Source organism: Streptococcus sp. ELY_137 (assembly GCF_058314515.1).
Genome location: NZ_JBZFUL010000004.1, coordinates 175640 through 199498, shown reverse-complemented (window position 1 = coordinate 199498; position 23859 = coordinate 175640). Strand labels below are relative to the sequence as shown.

The window sequence follows — 23859 nt, the reverse complement described above, 5'->3', positions numbered from 1 at the left end:
CACCTTATCAGCTATAGCTGATAAGAGAAATAGAATTCCTAGAAAATCTTTAAATTATCAAACCCCTTATCATGTTTTTCTGAGTCAGGTGAAACTGTCCAACTTAATTTGACAATTTAAGTTTTAAATACTGATTCCAATTTATCAAAATTAGCCATAATATTTCTCCTTTGTAAAAATTATTGATAAAAATAGCTAGCTTAAGTTTATTAACTGTGTATAATGAACATGCGTAAAATATTTAAATAGTTTACAGTAGTTATCTTATCATTTAATTTCCCTATTTTTAGAAAGTCGCAAATATGAAAAAATATTTTTTTATATTTGCATATTTTCAATTTTTTGCTACGCTGATGTAAAAAGAGACAGGCATTCTTGCCTGTCTCCAAATCATATACGATTATTATGCTTCTTGCTCTTCTTTTACGAGTTTTCTGTCATAAGCCTTAATAAAAGGATAATAAACCAAGAAAGCAGCAATGGCACATATTATTGCTAAAATAACAGCTCTCCAGTCACCAGTACCAATAAAGGCTCCAATACCAACAGGTGTAGGCCAAGCAACGTTGGCAAATACAGCCTTAATAAGATCAAGTTTCATCGCAAAATAGTAAAGAGTAGCTGAGACCATTGGTGCTGTTATAAATGGAACAATCAAGTTTGGATTATAGATAATTGGAATCCCAAAGATTAAAGGTTCATTAATATTGAAGATCCCTGGAACGACAGAGGCTTTACCGATAGCGCTTAGCTGCTGTGACTTAGCTCTGGTTGCCAACCAAATACAAAGCCCTAAGGTCGCACCAGAACCTCCAGCAATAACAAACATATTAGACCATTCACCTGCTACAATATAGCGTGTTCCATGCTGGGCGTTGCTAACCATATTAGCAAGTGCTATTGGATTGATAAAGGGAGCAAAGATAGTATTGGCCCCATGAATACCAACACTCCAAAGAGCTTGCGTTAAAAGGTAGATAATCATAATACCAATCCAAGAATCTGTTAAATTGGCTACAAAACTAAATGGAATAGCTATAACTTGGAAAATATCTGTTCCCAATAGTACAAAAAAACCATTGATGATAATTACTGTAAAAGCAATAACAAATCCAGGAATTAGGGCTGTAAAACCACGAGATACACCTTCCGGTACAGCTTCTGGCATCTTAATAACCCAGTTTTGTTTAATGCACATACGGTAAAGTAACACCGTAATAGTGGCCATAATAATTCCTGTAAAAATACCGGTTGTTCCAAAACGTGTTACGCCATCAGCGATAGCCCAACCATCCACAACAATTGCACCTTTTTTAAGACTAGTAACAGCAGACATCATACCATTTTTAAAGACAATCTGTGGCACTGTCATGATAAAAGCAAAGAGTGACAGTAAAGCGCCGTTAAGCGGCGAGAGATTAAGTTCTTCTTCGTCCGCATAAATCTTCGTTAACTCGTAGCCCATGACTAAAACGAAATAAAGAGATAGTGTCCCCATTGTTGCATAATAAGCAACCATGTACAGACTGGAAAATTTATCAAACGATGCTGCAAAAATATCTTTAACGACTGGCCAAAAATCAAATGACTGTGGTAAAACATTGAATACTAGAAACATCGAGCCAACAATAGTAAAGGGCACAGCTGCTACCCCTGCTGCTGTAATCGCACGTACTATCCGGTACTGAGCAATAATACTCATTGGTCCCATAAGGTATTTCTCTAGGAAACCAAATAATCCTTTTTGTTCATTCATTAGAATTCCTCCCAATTAGTAAATATATTTTTCCATTTTTTGAAACCGTTGGTAAAATTTATCCTTATTCTCAGCGATCTGACTGATTCGTTTAAGATTATGGAGAATAATCAAGAAACCTAAAATCTGTATCACCTGTAAAAAAATGCGGAGCTGAGGTTGATCGACAAAAATCGGTAATAAGGGAGGCAGCTTTTTAGAAATGCTGACTATAGGCAACAAAAACAATTGAACAGCTCCCTGTGCCTGCAAACTGAATTTGGTCCATTTCAGATAAACCTTCCGTGTTCCATACATTCTAAACTGCTCAACACTAGCCATTATTAGAAAGGCAAGCATTAAAGAGGGTAAAATAAGAAATAAATTAGGCTTATAGAATAAAATTAGTGCCCAGTAAAGATTAGCAAAAAAGAAGAGGGCTAGGGAATAACGAAATAAAATGTAACGTGTAAATAGGTTATTCTTCCAAGCCATTTCTTTTTTTAATTGAGGATCTGGCTGTCTTTTTCTGTGTAGATTCTTTACCATAATTATTTCTTCCTTTTTACGATACTATTAGCATTGTTATAAGCCTCTTCGTTACTTGTGTTCTAACTTCTTATACAACTCAAGCATTTCAAGTGCTACTTCACGCAGGGTCATGGTGGTCATCAGGTGATCTTGAGCATGCACCATGATGATCTCTACTTTAATTTCTGTTCCTCCTGCATACTCTTGCAAAAGATCTGTCTGTGACTGATGTGCTTTCAGAAATTCTTCATTGGCTTGGTCTAATTTTTTTTGAGCTAGATCATAATCGCCTTGCCGCATAGCGTCGAAAGCTTCATGAACGATGGCCCGGGCGTTCCCTGAATTAAGGATGATTTCAAAGGCAGCAACCTGTAGCTCTTCTGTATTCATATCTTTATTTCCTTTCTCCTAATCGTAAAAATAGCGCTTTAAATTCCTCAAAGGTTTGGCAGGCTAAGATTTTAGACTGTAATTCGGACTTATCCACTAAGTCAACAATACTGTTTGCGATAATCGGCAATCCATCGTTTTCATAGACAGACATTGAGATCAGAAAAATTAGTTTGATAGCCGGATAGTCATCACTCCATCTTAAACCTTGACGAACAAGGGCAACAGCCACACGATGCTTTGTTCCAACCGCTTTCAGTGGATGAGGGACAGCAATACTATCACTGAAGACAACCGAACTCATCAACTCCCTTTGCTTAACCATCTCCTGCATTCGACTTTCAAAATGGTTTCCTTCATAATCAGAAATACTATGAATGAGCTGGGCAAGTACCTCCTTTTTTTCAGCTTTATCAAAAATAAGGAAGTATTCTTTTGCAAAAAACTCATCAAAAATCGGCTCTAGCGGAACTGTATCTTCCTCAGTGTAACGAATAAGGCGTTTCTTTTTCTGCAAACTGGCAATTTCTTGCCTAATATGATTGATTTCCTCGTCATCTAAAAATACAGATACTGTAAACACAGGGATATTAAAAATCAGGGTTGACAGGTCGATAGATGAGATAATAAAATCAACACCTCGCAGCTTTTGATCACTGATTTCATAATATCCGATAACATCAACGACGCGAACGACATTGCCCAATTCGTTTTCAATACGACTTTTGAGCATTTGGGCACTGCCATAACCTGTTGCACAGATAACGAGGATATTATACTTTTTATGCTCTTTATAGCGTTCTTTAGCTGCCATAAAATGAAGAGCGATGTAAGCCAATTCGTCTTTTGATACAGAAAACTGGCTGAAGGCCGGCATGAGCGACAAGGTCTTTTCAGCCAGTTGATACATATCTGGATATTTCTTCTCAATATCATCCGTCAGCGGATTGTCTAGAATCACTTCGTTTTCCAAGCGTATCAGCATGGTTGAGAGATGGGACATCAAACCCTCAATCAGTTGAAAATCATTCTCCACCGCGGGATTTAGTGTTTCAATAGCCGCTAGCAGCTCCTGACGAATGCGATCTTCCTGCTCCTGCACAACATGACTAGCATTAGCCTGCTTTTTCGTTACCAAATGCAGAGTAATGTAGTCAACTTCCTCGCTAGGAAAATCAATACTGGTTACCAGACTAATTCTATCAAGGATACGCTGGGCAATCTTGCGTTCATACCGATCAGCTATATCAACTGCCTCAGTGAGTTTACTAATCTTAAATCCTTCCGTAATCCGACGTATTGCTAAGGCAATGTGAATAACTAAGTTTTGAATAACATAATCGGAAAGTTTTAACTCCCCCTCTCGACATTCGTCCAAGACAATAATGGTTAGTTCTTCAAAACTAATTTTTTGGCTAAACAAATCATTATCAACATAAGTATGCAGGGTATTGACGAAACCTGAACTGATAAAGTAGTCCATGATAAAGCGTCTCTTATCGCGTTCACTACCAGTGATATAAACCCCTTTATTAGGTTTGCTTTCAATCTTTAAATGGTAGGGAATAAACTTTTCACGAATTTTCCTGAAATCACTAGACAGCGTTGAACGACTGACATAGAGCTCATCTGCTAGATCATCAAAGTAAATTTTATTCTGTTCAAAAAGCAGCTTATTCAACAAATAATTATAGCGATCATTGATATCAGAAACTTCCTTATAAGGAAGTTGGGCTAGATTCAGATGATAATCTTCCAAAAAATCAGAGAACTGCTCATCATCGGAAATGACAAGTTTATAGCCGTGTCCCTGCTTTGAGATCAGCGTTAACTTAGGATAGGAGGACAATTTATCCACCAAGGATTTGTAGTAGGTGCGTATCGTTCTATCTGAACACTCAAGCTGATCAGCCAATTCCTGACTGGTTGTATAATGATCTTTGTTCTTTATAAGAATCTGGAGAATTTGTCTTTCACGTTTATTCAGCATCAGACACTCTCCCCTCATTAGACTTAGATATTTTCTTTAACCAAGGCAGCCATCTTCTCTATTCCCATTGGAATAGGAATGTAGGCTTGCGGCGGAATCTGAACGATAGGTTTATTCTTCTTGGCAGCTGCATCAGCCAGCTGCTTAAAGTTCATTTTCGTCTGCGGACTAACCAAGTAGAGATCATAATCATCTGCTTCAATACGTTTTTGACCCTCTGGTACGCCTACCGCATCCATTTCAATATCTTCACCCTGCTCTTGCAGCATGGTCATCGTTTTTTTAGCAATCATTGAAGATGACATGCCACCTGCACAGATAATCAAAGCTTGTTTTGCCATAATATAGCACTCCTTTATTATTTAATTTCTAACTTTATTATATAACAGCGTTTTCAAGATGTGTATCGCTACTTTTTCCGTATCTCAACGGAAAAAATCTCCATGGATACGGAAAATATGAAAATAGAACTCTCTAAAATTTCCGCACAAAAAAGAGACCAACCCTTATAGCTGATCTCTTGCCTTTATAGATAGCTCCTAACACTTAAATAACCTGCCGGTAAGTGATGATAACGTTTTTAAGCTTGAGCTGATATTCCTGCATGATTAACTGCCGCAATTTAACATCATTGATAGTTGAGGCAACTACAAAACCATCCGATGTCTCATACTTTATGGATAAAATATCCATCAGTTTGGAATTTTGGCGAATATCTGGCTTATCAGTTTCCTTAAAACTAATGAAGTAGGTGCTAGCTGGTTTGCCATTTTTCCCCTGATAGGTCGGAGTGGTTATTCTTTTTCTTACCCACAAAATAAGGTAAAATATTAGGACTAGTATAGCAATGGCCAATAAGCTATTCAAAATATTATTCCACATAAACATCACCTTTCTCTAACCACTTTTAGAAGACTTTTCACATGGATTTTAGCCTTAGATTCAGCAACGAGACTAACAGACTATAAGTTTTCTCCATTTGAAGCAATGACTTTCTTGTACCAATCAAAGGACAGTTTCGGCGAACGAGCGTAAGTTCCCGTACCATCATCATGCTTATCAACATAAATGAAACCATAGCGTTTACGCATTTCACCTGTTCCAGCAGAGACAAGATCAATACAGCCCCAAGGCGTGTAGCCCATGAGGTCAACACCATCTTCATCGACAGCCTTGATCATCTCCTTGATATGGGCTGTCAGATAGTCAATGCGGTAGTCATCATGCACCATACCATCTTCTGCCACTTGGTCGATAGCGCCAAAGCCATTTTCTACGATAAAGAGCGGTAGGTGATACATATCAGTAAACCAGTTGAGCGCATAGCGCAGCCCTTCTGGGTCAATTTGCCAATCCCATTCAGAGGCTTTGACATAGTTATTTTTGACCAAGTCTTCTGTTTCCAGATAGTCGTAGTGCGGATTGTTTGGCCGGTGGCTGTCAATAGCAAAGGACATGTAGTAGCTAAAGCCGATATAGTCTACTGTACCAGCCAGCAAGTCAGCCTTATCTTCTTCTGTCACATCAACTTCAATGCCTTTACGTTGCCAGTATTTAATAATGTGTTCTGGATAATAGCCATGCACGTGGACATCTGTGAAATAATAGCGTTTCTGCATAGCTTTTTGCGCCATCAGCACGTCAGATGGTTTACAAGTCGCCGGATAGATTGGGCACATGGCAATCATACAGCCGATTTGCAAATCGGGATTAATCTCGTGACCAATTTTGACCGCACGCGCAGATGCTACCAATTCATAGTGGGCAGCCTTGTACATGATGGCCTCACGGTCATCACCCTCTTTATAGACAATTCCTGAATTGGTAAAGGGTGCAAAGTCCTCTTGATAGTTGGCTTGATTATTGATTTCATTGAAGGTCATCCAGTATTTGACCTTGTCTTTGTAACGACGAAAACAAACTTCTGCAAAGCGGACAAAGAAATCAATAACCTTGCGATTAGTAAAACCACCGTATTCAGTAACAAGATGATAAGGCAATTCAAAGTGAGATAGGGTTACGACTGGTTCGATACCGTATTTGAGACATTCATCAAAAAGGTTATCGTAAAACTGCAGGCCTGCTTCATTGGGTTCAGTCTCATCTCCCTTAGGAAAGATGCGGGTCCAGGCAATAGAGGTGCGGAAACACTTGAAACCCATCTCCGCAAAAAGTTTGATGTCTTCCTTGTAATGATGATAAAAGTCAATTGCTTCATGGTTAGGATAATATTTTCCCGGCAGGACTCCGTCTGTGATTTCCCGCGCCACACCATGCCGGCCTGCTGTCATGACATCAGCAACGGAAATCCCTTTACCGCCTTCCTGCCAGCCGCCTTCCAGTTGATGGGCCGCTACCGCACCCCCCCAGAGAAAATTTTCAGGTAATTTAGACATAACATTCTCCTTTTCTTATGATACTTGTCTGCCCTATTTTTAGAGCAAATATATATTCTTATATCACCTAGATTATAAGAGAAAAAATTTCAAATAGCCATACAGTTTTTTTCCGTAATTATGCGGAAAACATTTTTATGAAAAATCCTAAAAATTAAACTAAGGCAGTTAACTTTTAAAGTGTTGCTTATTTAGGATCTCAGTTCTGAAAAGTATTATTACTAATTTTTGGATTGCGCATTGAGCCACGAGAAAACATTGTCGTAAATTTGTCCATCTACTTCTGCTTTATTTCTTCCTCCGAAAGTTGAATTGCTCGGTTCAAAGCCAGATATTTCTTGGCCATTTCGGATAGTCTCTGGATCTTGCACACCTGTTACTTGATTATTGAAGTAATAAATCCATGACCAGTGACCAAGATAGTCTACACCTTTGATATCTGTTCCAGAAACTGATTCATAGTAAGAGAACCATTTATTGGTGGCTCCAGCGCCAATCAAGGCTTTATAGATGGGGAGAGAGTAGGTTTGAGGGTTGACAGTCGTATCATTAGCTGCATGGATAAACCAAATTGGAATATCTTTAATAGCATTTACTTTTTCTCTATCAAACCAAAGTTCCTCTCTTTGCACTGGAACCTCTTGTCCTGTTTGCTTATCCTTAACCTTCTTGTAGGTACCGTCTTCATTGCGCTCAAGATCATAGTAAGAGTAAGCTGTGGCACTTGGTACCAAGGCTGCAAAATAATCAGGATAATGGATAGCCATATTCATGGTCATATAACCGCCATTTGAACAACCTGAAAGATAAATGCGATTAGGATCGATATCGGGGTTTGACTTAACATACGCTTTAATAGTATCCATCAGTATTTCTGTATAGCGAGAAACACCCGCACCAGAACCGTTTGTGCCATCGCCTTCATCCATCCAATAGGTAGGGGACTGAACCGCAAGAACATAGGCTCCTTTCTGCTTACCAGCGGAGAACTGCCTTTGAATATCATCACCTATCAAGGCCGTAACTTCATTACCAAGCAATTCAATACTGGTATCTGTCCCACCTTCTCCTTGACCGTTTAACCAAATAATCAAGGGATTTTTATCTTGACCTTTTAGCTTTTCAGGCTGATAAGCGGCATAATGTAAGGTAGACTTTTCTTTTTTATTTGTAAAAGAATTTTTATAAGTGCCTGTAAATTTATCTTTAACATTAAACTTATCAACTTCGGGTATTACACGATTTTTTATGGCATCAGCATTCTTAGAAAGGATACTGTCACCAATTTTGAGACCTTTAACAATGACATTATAGTGAGAAGCCCACTCATTCATAAAGGTCTCTGTGTTATAGTGAAATGGGCTAGCGACAGCGGAGAACGTTTTATCTGAGTAGTCAACATGGAGATCCAATGTAATATATTTACTCTTCTTAGTAGTCTCCTTACCCAACTTGTCAGATAAGTATACATTATCTACAGTTCGATCAACCTTAGCAGTCTGCACGGTGACCTTAGCACCATCCACTGATTTAACAGGAGTATTCAATTCAATGATTACTTTTCGCACTGCCGGCCCAAATTCATACCCTTGAATACCAATAGATAGTTTTTTAATACTTGGTTTAGTGGTATTGCTGATCGCTGAGCATCCAACAATAACCAACCCTAAGATAGTAATAATAGCTAGTTTTAAAGACCTGCGCATCTTGCACCTCCTTAATTAAATATCCTATAGTTATTATAAGAAGGACTATGTCAAATGACCATTTAGACTTTTTCCGTATCAGTAAGGAAAGCGATTTCGTTTTAATTAAACAAGCCTGCTGCAACACCAAACAATCAGTCAGATAAGACGCACAATTTCCTCAAAATTAGACACCTTTTTCGGATTTGTCCAATAATAAATCAAATTTTTTTACAGGCCAGCTCTCTAGGGACTATAATAGGACCAAAATTAAAATTGGAGGTTTTGGTCTCATGATGGATAACTTAATTGTTAAGCAACTCATAAAAAATTCATTTGATATTCCGCTGCAAGTTACCTACCCTAATGGTAAAACTGAGGTCTATAATGGTGAACATCCACGGGTCAAAATTAAATTTAATAAGAAAATCTCAGTGGCTAATCTTACCCAGAACGCTTCAATCGTTTTAGGAGAAGCTGTCATGGACGGCGATATTGAAATTGAGGGTTCTATTCAGGAATTGATTGTGTCAGCCTATCGTGCTTCTGATAGTTTTTTGAAAAATAGTAAATTTGCCCGTTTCTTACCCAAGCAATCTCATACTAAAAGTGATAGTAAATCTGATGTCCAAAGTCATTATGACATTGGGAATGACTTTTATCGTCTGTGGCTTGATAAAACAGCGACCTATTCTTGTGCTTACTTCCAACATGAAGATGATAGTTTGGAAGAAGCTCAGATCAATAAAATCCACCACATTATTAAGAAACTGAATCCGCAGCCTGGAAAAACATTATTGGATATTGGCTGTGGCTGGGGTACCCTCATGTTAACAGCCTGTGAAGAATACGGCTTGAAGGTCGCAGGCATCACACTTAGTGAAGAACAAGCTAACTATGTCAATCAGCGCATCAAGGAAAAGGGCCTAGAGGATCGAGCAAAAGTCATCCTTAAAGACTACCGCGACATCAAAGAGGGACCTTATGATTATATTACTAGCGTCGGCATGTTTGAACATGTCGGTAAAGAGAATTTAAGCCAGTATTTTGACACCATTTCTCGTTACCTTACAGAGGACGGTTTGGCACTGATTCATGGGATTACTGGCCAAGCTGGAGGAAACCATGGCAATGGCTACAATGGCTGGATTAACAAGTATATCTTTCCCGGTGGTTACATTCCTCGGCTAACTGAAAATTTGGAGCATATTTCTGATGCTGGACTTCAAGTAGCAGATATTGAATTCCTGCGTCGTCACTATCAAAAGACTCTTGAGAGGTGGACAGAGAACTTCCACAAGGCTCTGCCAGAGGTGCGGAAACTCCACGACGAGCGGTTCATCAGAATGTGGGATTTATATTTACAGGCTTGTGCCGGTTCCTTCCAAGCAGGAAATATTGATGTTGTTCAATACCTTCTATCAAAAGGAGAAACCAAGTCTACCATGCCTATGACTAGGGACTATATGTATAAATAAGCAGACAAAAAGCTGAGTCTAAGAGTTTTCCTAGACCCAGCTTTTTAATTTTAGCGCTTTTCAGACAATAATGCTTGCTTGGTTCGTGGTAATATGAAAACGAGATAACCGACAATGCCCTTTCGGCGGACTTGGTAAGGAGATTACTAGACTGAGAAAAAGTTCTGCTCCTTCGAGCTTTATCCGTTAAGTACCGGGAGGGGTGGAGCTTTTTATCTTTTATAGGTAGTCCTTATCATCTTTGCCAAGGTAGAACAATAAATTTGATAGCTAACTATACTGATTTTTATTCCACTCCCTTTTAGACATTTGTTATTTTTGTAACTGATAACTTTGCCATATACATCTTAATAACTGAACACGTCTAGGCTCTTGCGGGAAAGGATAAAATATGACTAGAAGTCCTATACTTCTTCGCCTATTTTGCCATCGAGACGTTTAACGGCTTTGTACTTTAGTTTAATTGAGCCTAGGCTAAAACCAGACGTCTTTTTTAACGCCCTTAGCACCTTAATTTAACTCTGCAATTTGATAAAGTTCAACCTCGGCAGCTGTTTCGGAGCCGAACATGCTAATCATAATTTTAGCCTTATTATTTTCGATTTCAATGACTCGGCCTTCCTGTCCCATGAAAGCTCCATCAATAATCTGTACCACATCGCCGACCTTGATATTGGTATCGATAACATCAACTGTTTGTCCCATAGATAACAGAATAGCTCGAATTTCTTCTTCTAGGAGAGGCGTTGGTTTTGAACGGTTTCCGTGAGAACCGACGAAACCAGTAACATTGGGAGTATTACGCACGACAAACCAAGCGTCATCCGTCATAACCATTTCCACAAGGACATAGCCCGGGAAACGATTCTCCTCGACTTCTTTGACCTTACCGTTTTTTTCAACGTTAACAGTTTGGGTCGGAATTTCAACACGCAGGATATTCTCCGTCATGTTGTAAGTCTGCGCTCGCTGCAAGAGATTTTCTTTAACCTTATTTTCATAACCTGAATAAGTTTGCAGGACAAACCAGCCCTTATCAAATGAATCTAGCATAATAATTTCCTTTCATAATAAAAAAGCCTTGGTAGGCCTTAATGTCCTCCTTATTATAACACAAGTTAGGATAGCCGGAAAACTTTTTCATAGGATTTTTAAAATCTCTTAAAACATGGTATACTAATGCTATCGAACTCTTTTAGGAGAATATTTTTAAGGAGACCATTTTTATGATGAATGAAAAAGAATGGGCTGAATTTTTTGAATTAGTAAACGGAAGAAAACCAGAAGCAGCTGACTATGTAAAGGCAGAAGCAGCTGGTGAGTATATTCCGGATCAGCCTAAACAGGCAGGGCAAACAGTTGATACACCTGCTGAACAGCCAACACAAATAGAGCCTGAAGGCAGTGAGCTCCAGCCAGAATCGAGTCAAGTCCAAGAAAACCAGCAACAGGAACAGCCGCCTCAACTGACTGATCAAGCACCCGTAAATAATATGACGGTTTCACAAAATAGCAATCCAGCTGTACTCAATTCTCTTGGACAACCAGTCATGCCTGCACCACAAAAGCCTAAACAGTTCCCTAACCTCTTTTATAAGGAGGGTCAAAAAGGCTGGCCAATTTGGCTTAACATCAGTATTATGGTAATTATTGCTATACTTTTGCTTACCTTGGGAATTCTAGGATTCCGAGGCCAGGAAAAGGCAGCACAAAAGAATATCGAAGGGGACTGGGAATTAGTTGAAACAGCTTACTACGATGATGGTGGTTGGGATACTTTTTCGCAGAATTCTAGGATCGTTGATAGTAAGTATAAAGAAGATACTAAAGGATTAAAGATTAATACCTTTTTGTCCAGCAAAAATGGTAACTTAGTATCCTATAACTATATAACATTCCCGCCAGCGCTACAGGATGAGTTACCAGATGATGTGTATGCCACTGCCTCTTTGGCTGACCCAGCTTTGACTTTAAATGTTAAAACCAAGGAGCATCGCATTGAGACTCGTATTGAGGATAGTAAATTCTATAACTATTATCTGGCTGATCCAGATGAACCACTCCAACTCGATGATTGGAAAGCAAAATATTTTATCAATGACAATCAACTAACCATTGTTTATTTTGAACATGGTGAACCTTACTTTAAGGAAACCTACAAATCCATGACTAAGCAAGAAGCTAAGAAAGCTAAAAACAAGGCTAAAAATGGATATGAAGCCTATCACGACCTTTTAGATGAGTACTACGGTGATGATGAGGAATACAGTGATGACAGTGACTATCGCGGCGGGGGCGAATTCCAAGCCGGATAATCCCCCCCTTCTATTATGTGTTTAAACAACGAAGATAATTTGCTTTCTCCTCGCTGATCTTCGAGGCCCTATAATTCTTGACGAGGAATTATAGGGCCTTTTTGGTGTTCAGCTTAAAACGGGGACTTAGCTTTTACCGCTATCTCCCCCTTCCAAAAGTTCCAGAGGATCTTTCGAGCTTGAAAATCGTGTGGATAGGATTCATCTTCCCTTTTTAGTTGAACCTGGTGACGATTATTACGATTTAGAAGGTAATTTTTGCCAACAGTTGGAATAAAACAACCACTGTGTCATATATAATCCAAACTTGAGATATCTTTGTTCTGACCACTTTTGCTAGTTTTTGAGTATACAAAAAGGCATCTGCAAAGCAGACACCTACAGGGAGATTCACACTATATATATCTTAGAAGGGTAGAGTCACCTGAGTAAGAAGATAGGACATTCCCCAGCGAAGAACAAAATCAAAAGCGTAGATAATTGCAGTGAAGAAAGCCGTATACTCCAAAATTGCGAAAAAGTCAATCCAGCGTTGTTTAGGAGTTGGCCAATTTGTTTGTTCTAAGATTTGAAAAATTCCAGCTAAAAATTTCACGATAATTCCCTCTCTTTTGCTAAACTGTTAGCGTGTTTCTTTGTGCAAGGTGTATTTTTGACAGTGTTTGCAATATTTATTGACCTCTAAGCGTGTCGGTTTAGGGTTACTGCTTATGCTGATTGAATAATTGCGCGAACCACATTCCGAACAGGCTAGGCTTGCTTTTTTCTGCGCCATAAGTCCTCCGTTTTAATCCCACCTATTGTAGCATGAATTAGGATTTCAATCAAGTTAATAAGTTTATCTGAGCCTAAACTATCTGATCAACTGCAGCTTAGATAAAATCAGCGACTAAATCAACAAAGAGGCTGAAACAAAAAGTCCAGCCCTTTTGAATGTATATAAAAGCATCAGACAACATAAGGGGAACAAGATCTGTTCTTACTCCTACACAGTTGGTACTTTGGCACCCACGACGTACTGTGGAGGTCCTTAACTGGAAACAACTTAGCTCTCGGGTATCCACCTTAAAATAAGAAAACAAACGCTTCGAATGATTGATTGCTTATAGATCATTTTATGTGTTATATAATTTACGAATGCTAGCTAGACTCTGGCAGATGCCTGATTCATTCCCGATTTTGCAGGCGATAGCACTAACATCATAGTGGTCTCCCTACTCTCTCGTTAATGTATCTCCATTGCGAAAAAAGATAAGATCATTTATTGGAGCCAGCCTTTGAAGGTATTCCAAGCATCCTTAGCTTTATCTACAATACCAGAATCATCGACGGCCTGACCAACCTTGTCTTTGGCATCTTCGGCCGCATCACCAATTTGATCAATAATCCCTTTAGATTCATCCGCATTGGCGCTGCTATCTTCATTATTAGCATCGTAGGTTAGATCCTGACCATCCGATAAATAGGCATTCTCTTGAGAAAATTCTGTCCCCTTGGTGTAGGGTAGAATGTAACTCGATACTTGGCTAAAGACATTGTCAGAAGTTCCATATTCATCAACAATATAATGATTTTCGTCCGTATGCTCAAAGCCCATCCACTGAGCAATGACCACATCAGGTGTATAACCGATAACCCATTCATCACTGATCAAGTTTTCGTCAAAGTTGGTTTCAGTAGTCCCTGTTTTCCCAGCCATAGTATAGCCATAGGCATTAGCACTGACAGCTGTCCCGTTGGAAAAAGTCCCCAGCATCATACTAGTCATCTTGTTGCTGACAGACTTACTAATAACGCGAGATGAAGCTTTCTTATACTCGACGACGGGCTTACCTGAGGCCGTCTCAATCTTAGTGATAAAGTGGGCTTCATTCATAACCCCACCATTAGCAAAAGTGGAGTATGCTTGAGCCATTTCTAATGGGTTAGTTGTGACACTGCCACCAAGGGCAACACCTAGGTTTTTAGGCACATTATCCATATTGAGACCAAATTTTTTACCATAATCAAAAGCCGTGCTGACTCCCATTTCGTTCAGCAGATGAACAGCTGGAATATTATAGGAATTGGCCAATGCCTGATACATAGGAACACTTTCCGTCTCAATACCGCCGTAGTTAGAAGGAGCATAACCATTATAATCCTGAACAGTATTAGGAAGCTCCTCATCAATATCATAACCTTCGGCTACAGCTGGTGAATATACAACCAGAGGCTTAATCGTTGATCCTGGACTGCGCGATGACTGAGTAGCATAGTTATAGGATCTAAAGGTGGGATCATCCGTCGAGCCGAGACGTCCAACTAGACTGCGGACACCGCCGGTCGATGGGTCGATAGCTACACTGGCAGACTGAGCTGTTGAGCCATCATAAGGTGAGGTAGGAAAATTGGCCGTTTGAGCATAGACTGTTTGCATTCCATCTTGATAGTTGGTATCCAATTCAGTGTAGATCTTATAGCCATTATTAAGAATATCTTTCTCCGATATCCCGTATTTATCAATAGCTTCGTTGACTACAGCATCAAAATAAGAGGGATAATTATACTCCTCAGCCTTGCCCGCATAGGTATCACTAAGGCGGCTGGATATATCAACGCCCCTATATGATTTTGCATCAGCTTGTGTCAAATAGCCAGCATTAACCATGTTTTGCAGGACAGTATCGCGTCGGTTGGTAGCATTATCAGCTGAATAAAGCGGATTATAAATCTCTGGGCCTTTCAACATTCCCGCCAAAGTTGCCGCTTCATCAACAGTCAAATCAGCAGCACTGGTTCCAAAATATTTCTGACTGGCATCCTCAACTCCCCATACACCATTGCCAAAGTAGGCATTGTTGAGATACATAGTTAAAATTTGGTTTTTGGAATATTTCTTATTGAGCTCTACTGCTAGGAAAAATTCCTTAGCCTTCCGCGTAACAGTCTGTTCCTGAGTCAGGTAAGCATTCTTGGCTAACTGCTGGGTAATTGTTGAGCCTCCTCCGAATTTTCCGGCAGTTAGAACAGCTAAGAAAAAGCGCTTATAATTAATACCGTGATTCTTATAGAAACTGCGATCCTCGGTTGCAATGACAGCTTTTTCTAAATCATCAGAGATAGCATCTAATTCAACATAGGTTCCCTTATTCCCCATCAGGTTACCAGCTTGCTGACCTTCTTTATCATAAATAACCGTTGAAGATTTCAAAGCATCCTGTAAGTCAGATACATTAGTTGTTTTGGCTAGATAAAAAAGATAGGCCGCTGTAAAAAGAACAAAGATACTAGCTCCAATGGCCAAAATCTTGTTAATCTGGTAGCGACGCCAAAAACGGCGAATCCAAGATTGTTTATCTGGGATGATGACCTTGAGAAAAGCGAGTTTAGGATATTTTTCAATCAGCCTGTCTAGGTGACTCTGATGGTGGCCTTGACTGCGATGGTACTCGCTTTCATGAACAGGTACTGACTCCAAGCGCTGGGTCATGCTCATTTCATCACCAGCTTGACTGTCAGACGGCTTCCTTGAAGGTTTTTCTTTATTCTTGTTTCTATTCAGCAGCTTCGTTTTCAATTGACGAGCCTGCTGTTTGATTATCTCTAAAAACTTCATAGCCCTATTATAGCAAGTTTCCTTCAAAAACCTAGAGAGAAAATGCGATTTGTGCTAAAATCAAAAGCATGAAATTCCGAATTACTCTACCGCCCTCTTTCCCCCAGACAACAGTCAAAGGATTGCTGGAGGAACACTGGTTAGTTCCCCGCAAAATACGTCACTTTCTACGGACGAAGAAGCATCTGTTTGTCAATGGAAATAGCATCAACTGGCAGAGCCCTGTTCAAGCTGGAGATTATATTGATGTGATTTTTGACCAAGACGACTACCCTAAAAAAGAAATTCCCCTAGGTCAAAAAGAGCTAGTCGACTGCTGCTATCAAGATGAACATCTGATTATCGTTAATAAACCCGAAGGAATGAAAACCCACGGCAATGCCCCTGATGAGGTGGCCTTACTCAACCATGTGTCTGCCTACGCTGGGCAAACCTGCTATGTCGTCCATCGCTTGGATAAGGAAACTAGCGGCTTGGTGCTTTTTGCTAAAAATCCTTTTGTACTACCCATTCTTAATCGATTATTAGAAGATAAAAAGATTAGTCGTCATTACTGGGCTTTGGTTCAGGGGGGATTTAGGCAAAAGAAAGTCACTTATACTGATAAGATTGGACGAGATCGACATGACCGCAGAAAGCGTATCGTTAGTCCCCAGACAGGCCAAGGGGCTATTACTCATGTCACTAAACTCAAGAGCTTTCCCAATCAGACTCTTGTTGACTGTCGGCTAGAAACTGGACGAACCCATCAAATTCGTGTCCATCTAGCCTATCACGATCATCCCCTCATTGGTGATCCACTTTATCATAGGCATCCCAAGGGGCGACTGATGCTTCACGCTTACCAGCTCAGTTTTACCCATCCCTTTACAGCAGAAATTCTGACGTTTAAAGCCAAATCAGCAAGCTTTGAACAAGGACTACACGATAGAAAGTATCATGCTCCTCCCAAATTTCCCTAGAGAGTTTATAGTTAAAACTGTAAGAGGCTGCAAAGCCGCCGTATAGGAGAGTTAAAGCTCCTTGATTACTTGGATTCTTTTAATTTGGTAGCCTCTCCATTATTGATTATCCCTTGTAAGCTCTAATGGAAACTTCGATAGGCTAGCAGCCTGAATTATCGGAATTGGTAATGATTTTATTACTTTATTATCATAATATACATCCTATGCTAGGATATTTTGTTCCAGCACATATTTTTCATAAGATCTCTTTACAAATTTAGGAAAACAGTATATAATCATTGTATCGATAAACTAATACAAAGGAAATTACCATGAAACGAAGTGAATTAAAATCTCGAGCTAAACAAAAGCTTTCTGGCAATTGGAAATGGGCTATCGGGGTCGTTGCTATCGTTTGGCTTATTCAGATTTTTCTTCAAACGGATAGCATCCATGATATCCTAACCACAAAGGAATTGATGACTCACCATAATGGTCTTATTACTGGTATACATGTCACTTTTTATGCTTCACCTTTGGTACAAACCGGCGGCCTATTCCTTGGCTTGATTGCTGCCAGTACTATTCTAGGCTTTCTTCATTTGATTGATAATCGTAAGGACGAAAATATTCTTGCCAGCGTCTTCGCAGGATTTACAGAAGGTCGTATTTGGTCCTTTATTCTGACTTGGATTCTTCAATATATCTTCATACTACTTTGGACTTTGCTCCTCATTATCCCTGGCATCATCAAAGCTTACTCTTATGCTATGTCTATCTATATCGTTGATGATCTTAAACGACAAGGAAAAAAACTAACAGCTACCGAAGCCATCACCAGATCCAAGCATTTGATGAAGGGACACAAATGGGAACTTTTCGTCCTTGATCTCAGTTTTCTTGGTTGGTGGCTCTTAGCAACCCTAACCCTTGGAATCGGCTATCTCTGGCTCTACCCTTACATCCTAGCGACACATGCTGAGTTCTACCGGACTCTCATTGGTCAAAATCCAGCTGCTCTAACGGATTAAAAGCTACTCCCATATTGAAAAGAAAAAACGGAAGGTTCAGATGAGCCTTCCATTTTTATAAGTTAGTGAGGAATATAATTCATTCATCATAGCAAGCCAGCCTAATCTTTCAGCCAATTATGATAGCTAGAAAGCCTTTAACGTTACAGTACAAAAAAGAGACAGCTGATAACACTGTCTCTTTAGAGTTAGCAAGAAGAGTCTGGGACAAAAATCCAGATCCATTAGCATTATCCTAGATTTACCAGATCGACGCAGTGGTTGGGAGTAAGACTTGTTGGTATAGCCAACAAGTCTTACTCCCACACAGTTCATTAGGTGCTTTATCTTCAATGAACCGCTGCTGATTGGCGGTCCTTATCTTGGGGCGCTTCCCTATCTTTAGGCGACTCCTTAAACAGTCCACTGGACTGTTTAACTACCACCTAAGTGATAGCTCCAACAGTCTGGGGATAGACTGCCAAAGCCTGCCACCTAAAAACAGGAAAGTGGCAGAGCCCTGAGCCTTAAAATAAGAGAGCGAGGAAAATCAAAATCGTGATTTTACCTCGATTTACTGATTGAGTCCCACTCTCTTAACCAGCCAGCTCCTTTGCTACTTAGATAGGTTGTCTCTATTACATCATGCCACCCATCATACCTGGATCCATAGCTGGTGCTGCCGGTGCTGATGACTCTTCTGGGTGATCAGCGACAACAGCTTCAGTTGTTAGAATGAGGCTAGCAACAGAAGCTGCATTTTGCAGGGCCGAACGGCTAACTTTGACAGGATCAATGATTCCTGCTTCAACCATATCTACCCAGCTTCCATCGGCTGCATTAAAGCCTGTACCAACAGCGCTAGCTTTAAGTTTTTCGATGATAACGGAACCTTCATAGCCAGCGTTACGGGCAATTTGACGAACGGGTTCTTCAAGCGCACGCAGAACAATGTTACGGCCAGTTGCTTCATCCCCTTTCACATCAAGAGAGGCAACTTTTTCAATGACATTAACAAGGGCTGTACCACCACCGGCAACGATACCTTCTTCAACGGCAGCGCGGGTTGCATTAAGGGCGTCTTCAATGCGAAGTTTCATTTCTTTTAATTCTGTTTCAGTCGCAGCACCAACCTTGATAACTGCAACACCGCCAGATAATTTTGCCAACCGTTCTTGCAATTTTTCACGATCAAAGTCTGATGTTGTTGTTTCCAATTGTGATTTGATCAAGTTGACACGCTCTGTAATGGCAGAGGCTTCGCCAGCTCCTTCAACAATCACTGTTGAATCTTTGTCAATAGTGATTTTAGCAGCCTGACCAAGAGAAGCAATGCTGGCATCCTTGAGTTCCAGACCAAGGTCTTCGGTAATGACAGTACCACCAGTCAAAACAGCAATATCTTCCAACATAGCCTTGCGGCGATCACCAAAACCTGGTGCTTTAACCGCAACAACATTAAAGGTTCCGCGAATCTTATTTAGAACCAATGTAGGTAAAGCTTCTCCATCAACATCGTCTGCGATAATCAAGAGCGGGCGGCTGGTTTTAAGTACTTCTTCTAAAAGAGGAAGAACATCTTGGATATTTGAAATTTTCTTATCGGTAATCAAGATATAAGGATTATCCAGATCAGCAACCATCTTTTCATTATCGGTTACCATGTATTGAGAAAGGTAACCGCGATCAAATTGCATCCCTTCAACAACGTCCAATTCAGTTTCCATACCACGGGACTCTTCAATGGTGATGACACCGTCATTGCCAACTTTTTCCATAGCTTCTGAAATGTATTCACCAACTTTTTCAGAACGTGAAGATACAGCAGCAACTTGCGCAATAGCTTCTTTACCAGAAACTGGTTGAGCGATAGCTTTTAAGCCTTCAACAGCTGTTGAAACAGCTCTTTCGATACCGCGACGGATACCGATTGGGTTAGCTCCTGCTGTTACATTTTTAAGCCCTTCGCGAACGATGGCTTGGGTTAAAACAGTGGCTGTAGTTGTTCCGTCACCTGCAATATCATTAGTTTTTGAAGCAACTTCTGAAACTAATTTGGCCCCCATGTTTTCAAAATGGTCTTCTAGTTCGATTTCCTTAGCAATAGTTACACCGTCATTCGTAATCAAGGGTGAACCAAAGGATTTTTCCAAAACAACATTACGACCTTTAGGGCCAAGCGTTACCTTAACAGTATCTGCCAGCGCATCAACCCCGCGCACCATAGCAGAACGGGCATCGGCTGAAAATTTAATATCTTTTGCCATAATAGTTACTTTCCTACTTTCTAAAGTTTCTATTTATAAAATTATTACAGACATGGGGCAGCTAGCCGATTAGGCTAATACAGCTAAAATATCTGCTTCACGAATGATTGAGACCTTGTCATCACCGTCTTTGACGTCAAGACCAGCTCCATTTTCAACGAGTACTTTATCACCCGCAGAAACGCTTGGAGCAACGAGTTCTCCTGTCAAGGTGCGACTACCCTGACCAACGGCTACAACAGTCGCTGTTTTAGTGGCTTCATGAGAGCCGCCTGCTAAAACAAAACCACTTGCTGTCGTTTCTTCTACTTCTTCAAATTTTACAACAATACGATCACCTAATGGCTTCAACATAATAAACCTCCAATATTTTTTAGCACTCTAATATCTTGAGTGCTAATTACACTTATCATTGTATCATTTGGTCAAAAATAGTCAAGAAAAAACTCTGTCTTCCGACAAAGTTTTTGTTTTATTTTGCTTTTGCCCGAGTCATCTTTTCTTCAAAGTCATCGATAACTTTTTGGACATTAAGGCGCCCCTTGTAAATACCGTAGCCAAAGAGCAGCATTCCTAATACTCCCAAGATAATCAGGACAATACCGATAATACGAACGACGAGATATGCTGAAAGCAGATAAACTAAGATGATACCAATGCTAGCGATGAGAAACATCAGCGTAAACCAACGTCCTAGATTTTCAATCATATGCTTTTGGTAGGCAATCTCCTTCTCATAACCGGTGATAAATTCTTTTTCTGTCAGCATAAGCGCTCCATTTTTTGATTTAGTATTTTAATCCTGGATCGAAGAAGCCTGTCAGGACACCAACAAGAGCAAGAACTACTAAGAGCAGCATAACTTTAATTGGCGACATATTTTTCTTAGCCATCAACCACCAGCAGAAAACGGTAATTAAAGCTGTTAACAAGCCTGGATAAACACCATCCAACTGGTCTTGCAACACTAAGAAAGCTTTTCCAGAAGAATTCTTCAATTCAAAGGCTGTTTTAATAGGAACCCAAGTTGCAGCTACAGCACCGACAACCATACCACCAACAATAGCTACGGCTTTACGGATAGCTTGTCCTTGGGGGCCAACCAAAACTTCAACTGCCTTATCCCCAAGTTCATAACCCTTGAAGTAGGCAAAACGCATACCAAAGTAGGCTAAGAGATTCCAAACCACAATATAGAATATCGCACCGACCGGCGAACCGCCAGTTGACAAGCCAAGGGCAATCCCTAAGATAATTGGAATCAAAGTACCGACAACAAGGGAATCACCGATACCAGCAACGGGTCCCATCAAACCAGCACGTAGACCATTGATAGTTTCATCATCAACACCATCTGAACCATTCGCACGAGCTTCTTCCAAGCCAGCTGTTACCCCAACAATAAGGGAACCAAGTTGTGGTTCTGTATTGAAGAAGGCCGTATAGGTCTGCATAGAACGCGCTTTATCATCTTCATTATCGTAAAGCTCTTCAACGATTGGCAGCATAGAGGTTAGGTAACCAAAGGTCTGCATATGCTCTTGTGAGAAGCAGGTTAAGTTCCCATAATACCAATGATGGAAGGATTTAGTTAGTGTTTTCTTTGAAATTTTCTTTTGAGCCATCTTAGATATCCTCCTCATCGTCATCAAATTCTAGATTATCTGCACCAGCTACTGCTGTAGCCTTAGCGTTTTTAGCCATTTCTAGTTCATAGAACAAGACCGCAAAGATAAGGGAAATGACTGCACATGATACCAAGTTCAATCCCAATGATGCTGCAAGGGTAAATCCAACAAAGAATGGGATAAAGTCAACTGCCTTATCAACAATTTGTTTCAAAAGAATAGCAATCCCTACACATGGGAGCAAGGAACCTACCGTAAAGAGGGTCTTCATTGGAATACCGTCCAATGGCAGTGCTTCTTTCAACGCCGTAACTGCGCTTGCTCCTAGTTTACACATAATTAGCGTCGGAATGAATGAAAAGATGATATGGGAGACCCAAGGAAGGCCCCAGTCTACTGCGTACAGTTTTTTATAATCTCTCTTTTCAACAGCTCTCCAGCCGATGTGCTGCCATACCAGGTTCATAGTAGCTGTTCCGTAGAAAAGCACGGTACCAATAGTACCTACCAAGGTCCCCATTGATTTTGCAAGATTAGCTGCATCAGCTGAATTAGCTGACAGTCCTTGTGAGTGAATAGCAACCATCGCCAAAGGAATACCAATATAAGATACCGCACGAACATCAGCTGATACAGTACCACCAGGTGTTACCAAGGCGATATAAACAAGCTGCATAGCAACCCCACAAACGATACCTGTTTTAAGGTCTCCAAGGATCAGGCCACAGACCAGACCTCCGACTAAGGGACGACCTAAAGTGTAGTTACCAATGGTGGTACCACCGAGGCCAGGCATGGAAGACAAACAGGCAAACAAGCCAAGAATGGCTGCTTGTAACCAAGAAATTGTCATAATATTTCTCCTTTATTTAAGATACTAAGAGCGTTAGCGAGCAAAGGCAAAATAGCAGGTTCGACGAAGAGTCGCAGGACTCTAGGAGAAGCTGTCTTTTTGACACAGCTCGCAGCTCGTGTTCAATTAGCAAGATACAAAGGGCATGAAGAAATCTGTATAAAAAATAGGAAACGGACGCTGTGTCGTAAAGACACAAGGACGTTTATCTTTTTTACTAGGATTTTAGCCCGTGTTCAGTTAACAAGATGCTAAGACGTTACGAGAAAACTGGCGACAATCGCCTTTCTCTTTATCACCAGACAAAACTGCTTATAGGCAGTTTCTACAAAGTTAGTAAGGTAGATAGGTAAGCCATCATAACGATTGCCGTAGTTTACCCAGTATTTCAAAACCTAGACAAGCCTTCTACGTTAATAACCAAATTGTGATTTAAAGTCTGACCAGTAGCCGATAGAAACATCTGGTAGGAGCTGGAATTTCACCTTGTAACCAGCTTTCTCAATCTCTTCAATAGCATCGGCCTCTTCTTGAGTGATTGACTGGTTGTTACCAAGTTTGACAGCACCGGGGCGATCATTAGCTGGACCGACAATAATTTCTTTAATATCATCTGGTACAAAGCCTTGATCCACCAAAATTTCCTTCATATCGATAGGATTCTTAGCGATAAGGAAGTAGCGGCTGTCAGAATCTGTTACTTTTTTAGATTTTTGCGCAAAAGCTTCTTTGGTCCAAACAAAAGTTTTCTTATCCGATGCTCCCTTGTAAGCTTGGATTAATACCTTATTATTGGCAGCTGCGTCATTTACCGCAATCAACCCATCGCATGGGTACTCTTTTGCCCAACGTGTTACAGTTTGACCGTGAATCATACGGTCATCGATACGAACAAATGAAATTGACATGTTCTTCTCTCCTCTTAAAATAAATTTAGCCTAAGGCTAGTTATAATTACAATAAAATGGTTAGCAAAATTGCTAAATATAGCATTTTTACCAGCTAGAAAGACTTGAAGTTGACCATCAAGCACTACTAA

Annotated in this window: 23 protein-coding genes and 1 pseudogene; 5 read left to right on the top strand and 19 right to left on the bottom strand. The window is 40.2% G+C overall.

Going from position 1 to position 23859, the window contains the following annotated elements; translation table 11 throughout:
• Positions 1 to 112: pseudogene (locus AC4HAO_RS05000) on the top strand (IS30 family transposase); the annotation flags it as partial.
• Positions 113 to 403: 291 nt separating this feature from the next.
• Here the strand turns inward: AC4HAO_RS05000 and celB are convergent.
• The 8 genes from celB to AC4HAO_RS04960 all read right to left on the bottom strand — a co-directional run bounded on the left by celB (position 404) and on the right by AC4HAO_RS04960 (position 8748).
• On the bottom strand, positions 404 to 1756 hold the full coding sequence (gene celB, locus AC4HAO_RS04995) for a PTS cellobiose transporter subunit IIC (protein WP_491134757.1): 1353 nt from the start codon (positions 1754 to 1756) through the stop codon (positions 404 to 406).
• Between the two features lie 15 nt (positions 1757 to 1771).
• Entirely contained in the window at positions 1772 to 2284 is a 513-nt protein-coding gene (locus AC4HAO_RS04990) for a hypothetical protein (protein WP_491134756.1), read from the bottom strand.
• A gap of 51 nt (positions 2285 to 2335) precedes the next feature.
• Positions 2336 to 2656, bottom strand: a complete 321-nt coding sequence (locus AC4HAO_RS04985; protein WP_491134755.1) for a PTS cellobiose transporter subunit IIA — start codon at positions 2654 to 2656, stop codon at positions 2336 to 2338.
• 4 nt (positions 2657 to 2660) lie between these two features.
• Positions 2661 to 4646 carry a BglG family transcription antiterminator gene (locus AC4HAO_RS04980; protein ID WP_491134754.1) on the bottom strand — a complete coding sequence of 662 codons (1986 nt, stop codon included), beginning with the start codon at positions 4644 to 4646 and terminating at the stop codon, positions 2661 to 2663.
• 23 nt (positions 4647 to 4669) lie between these two features.
• Positions 4670 to 4987: a PTS cellobiose transporter subunit IIB gene (locus AC4HAO_RS04975; protein ID WP_447452954.1), complete on the bottom strand. Its 318-nt coding sequence runs from the start codon at positions 4985 to 4987 to the stop codon at positions 4670 to 4672.
• Between the two features lie 205 nt (positions 4988 to 5192).
• On the bottom strand, positions 5193 to 5528 hold the full coding sequence (locus AC4HAO_RS04970; RefSeq protein ID WP_491092803.1) for a hypothetical protein: 336 nt from the start codon (positions 5526 to 5528) through the stop codon (positions 5193 to 5195).
• 80 nt (positions 5529 to 5608) lie between these two features.
• Complete coding sequence (locus AC4HAO_RS04965; protein ID WP_491092802.1) at positions 5609 to 7042, bottom strand: 6-phospho-beta-glucosidase; 1434 nt, start codon at positions 7040 to 7042, stop codon at positions 5609 to 5611.
• 221 nt (positions 7043 to 7263) lie between these two features.
• A complete protein-coding gene (locus tag AC4HAO_RS04960) occupies positions 7264 to 8748 on the bottom strand; it encodes a prolyl oligopeptidase family serine peptidase (protein WP_491134753.1) in 1485 nt (494 codons plus the stop codon).
• A 272-nt stretch (positions 8749 to 9020) separates the two neighbouring features.
• On the opposite strand from AC4HAO_RS04960, the gene AC4HAO_RS04955 reads away from it, so the two are divergent.
• Positions 9021 to 10205, top strand: a complete 1185-nt coding sequence (locus tag AC4HAO_RS04955; RefSeq protein ID WP_491134752.1) for a class I SAM-dependent methyltransferase — start codon at positions 9021 to 9023, stop codon at positions 10203 to 10205.
• 510 nt (positions 10206 to 10715) lie between these two features.
• Here AC4HAO_RS04955 and nusG read toward each other — a convergent pair.
• Positions 10716 to 11258: a transcription termination/antitermination protein NusG gene (gene nusG / locus AC4HAO_RS04950; protein WP_447452959.1), complete on the bottom strand. Its 543-nt coding sequence runs from the start codon at positions 11256 to 11258 to the stop codon at positions 10716 to 10718.
• A gap of 173 nt (positions 11259 to 11431) precedes the next feature.
• Here nusG and AC4HAO_RS04945 point away from each other — a divergent pair, with 173 nt between their 5' ends.
• Complete coding sequence (locus AC4HAO_RS04945) at positions 11432 to 12520, top strand: hypothetical protein (protein ID WP_491092799.1); 1089 nt, start codon at positions 11432 to 11434, stop codon at positions 12518 to 12520.
• 406 nt (positions 12521 to 12926) lie between these two features.
• Here the strand turns inward: AC4HAO_RS04945 and secE are convergent, their stop codons facing one another.
• The 3 genes from secE to pbp2a all read right to left on the bottom strand — a co-directional run bounded on the left by secE (position 12927) and on the right by pbp2a (position 16118).
• The gene (gene secE, locus AC4HAO_RS04940) at positions 12927 to 13115 is read right to left on the bottom strand and encodes a preprotein translocase subunit SecE (protein WP_447452961.1); all 189 of its coding nucleotides are present in this window, start codon (positions 13113 to 13115) and stop codon (positions 12927 to 12929) included.
• Between the two features lie 27 nt (positions 13116 to 13142).
• Positions 13143 to 13295 (bottom strand): 50S ribosomal protein L33, encoded by a 153-nt coding sequence (rpmG, locus tag AC4HAO_RS04935; RefSeq protein ID WP_447452962.1) that lies wholly within the window; start codon positions 13293 to 13295, stop codon positions 13143 to 13145.
• A gap of 486 nt (positions 13296 to 13781) precedes the next feature.
• The gene (gene pbp2a / locus AC4HAO_RS04930) at positions 13782 to 16118 is read right to left on the bottom strand and encodes a penicillin-binding protein PBP2A (RefSeq protein WP_491092798.1); all 2337 of its coding nucleotides are present in this window, start codon (positions 16116 to 16118) and stop codon (positions 13782 to 13784) included.
• 68 nt (positions 16119 to 16186) lie between these two features.
• Here pbp2a and AC4HAO_RS04925 point away from each other — a divergent pair, with 68 nt between their 5' ends.
• Positions 16187 to 17080 carry an RluA family pseudouridine synthase gene (locus AC4HAO_RS04925; protein ID WP_491134751.1) on the top strand — a complete coding sequence of 298 codons (894 nt, stop codon included), beginning with the start codon at positions 16187 to 16189 and terminating at the stop codon, positions 17078 to 17080.
• Between the two features lie 314 nt (positions 17081 to 17394).
• Positions 17395 to 18093 carry a DUF975 family protein gene (locus AC4HAO_RS04920; RefSeq protein ID WP_491092796.1) on the top strand — a complete coding sequence of 233 codons (699 nt, stop codon included), beginning with the start codon at positions 17395 to 17397 and terminating at the stop codon, positions 18091 to 18093.
• Positions 18094 to 18710: 617 nt separating this feature from the next.
• Here AC4HAO_RS04920 and groL read toward each other — a convergent pair.
• The 7 genes from groL to AC4HAO_RS04885 form a co-directional block, all read right to left on the bottom strand.
• Positions 18711 to 20339, bottom strand: a complete 1629-nt coding sequence (groL, locus tag AC4HAO_RS04915) for a chaperonin GroEL (protein WP_491134750.1) — start codon at positions 20337 to 20339, stop codon at positions 18711 to 18713.
• Positions 20340 to 20408: 69 nt separating this feature from the next.
• Positions 20409 to 20693 (bottom strand): co-chaperone GroES, encoded by a 285-nt coding sequence (gene groES, locus AC4HAO_RS04910; RefSeq protein WP_447452458.1) that lies wholly within the window; start codon positions 20691 to 20693, stop codon positions 20409 to 20411.
• 118 nt (positions 20694 to 20811) lie between these two features.
• Positions 20812 to 21108 (bottom strand): DUF202 domain-containing protein, encoded by a 297-nt coding sequence (locus AC4HAO_RS04905; RefSeq protein ID WP_447452459.1) that lies wholly within the window; start codon positions 21106 to 21108, stop codon positions 20812 to 20814.
• Between the two features lie 19 nt (positions 21109 to 21127).
• A complete protein-coding gene (locus AC4HAO_RS04900; RefSeq protein WP_491092794.1) occupies positions 21128 to 21964 on the bottom strand; it encodes a PTS system mannose/fructose/sorbose family transporter subunit IID in 837 nt (278 codons plus the stop codon).
• Between the two features lies 1 nt (position 21965).
• Positions 21966 to 22820, bottom strand: a complete 855-nt coding sequence (locus AC4HAO_RS04895) for a PTS mannose/fructose/sorbose/N-acetylgalactosamine transporter subunit IIC (protein WP_447452461.1) — start codon at positions 22818 to 22820, stop codon at positions 21966 to 21968.
• Positions 22821 to 23071: 251 nt separating this feature from the next.
• Positions 23072 to 23212, bottom strand: coding sequence for a hypothetical protein (locus tag AC4HAO_RS04890; RefSeq protein ID WP_491134749.1), 141 nt, complete (start codon positions 23210 to 23212; stop codon positions 23072 to 23074).
• Between the two features lie 21 nt (positions 23213 to 23233).
• Positions 23234 to 23728, bottom strand: coding sequence for a PTS sugar transporter subunit IIB (locus AC4HAO_RS04885; protein WP_447452462.1), 495 nt, complete (start codon positions 23726 to 23728; stop codon positions 23234 to 23236).
• Positions 23729 to 23859 lie beyond the last annotated feature (131 nt).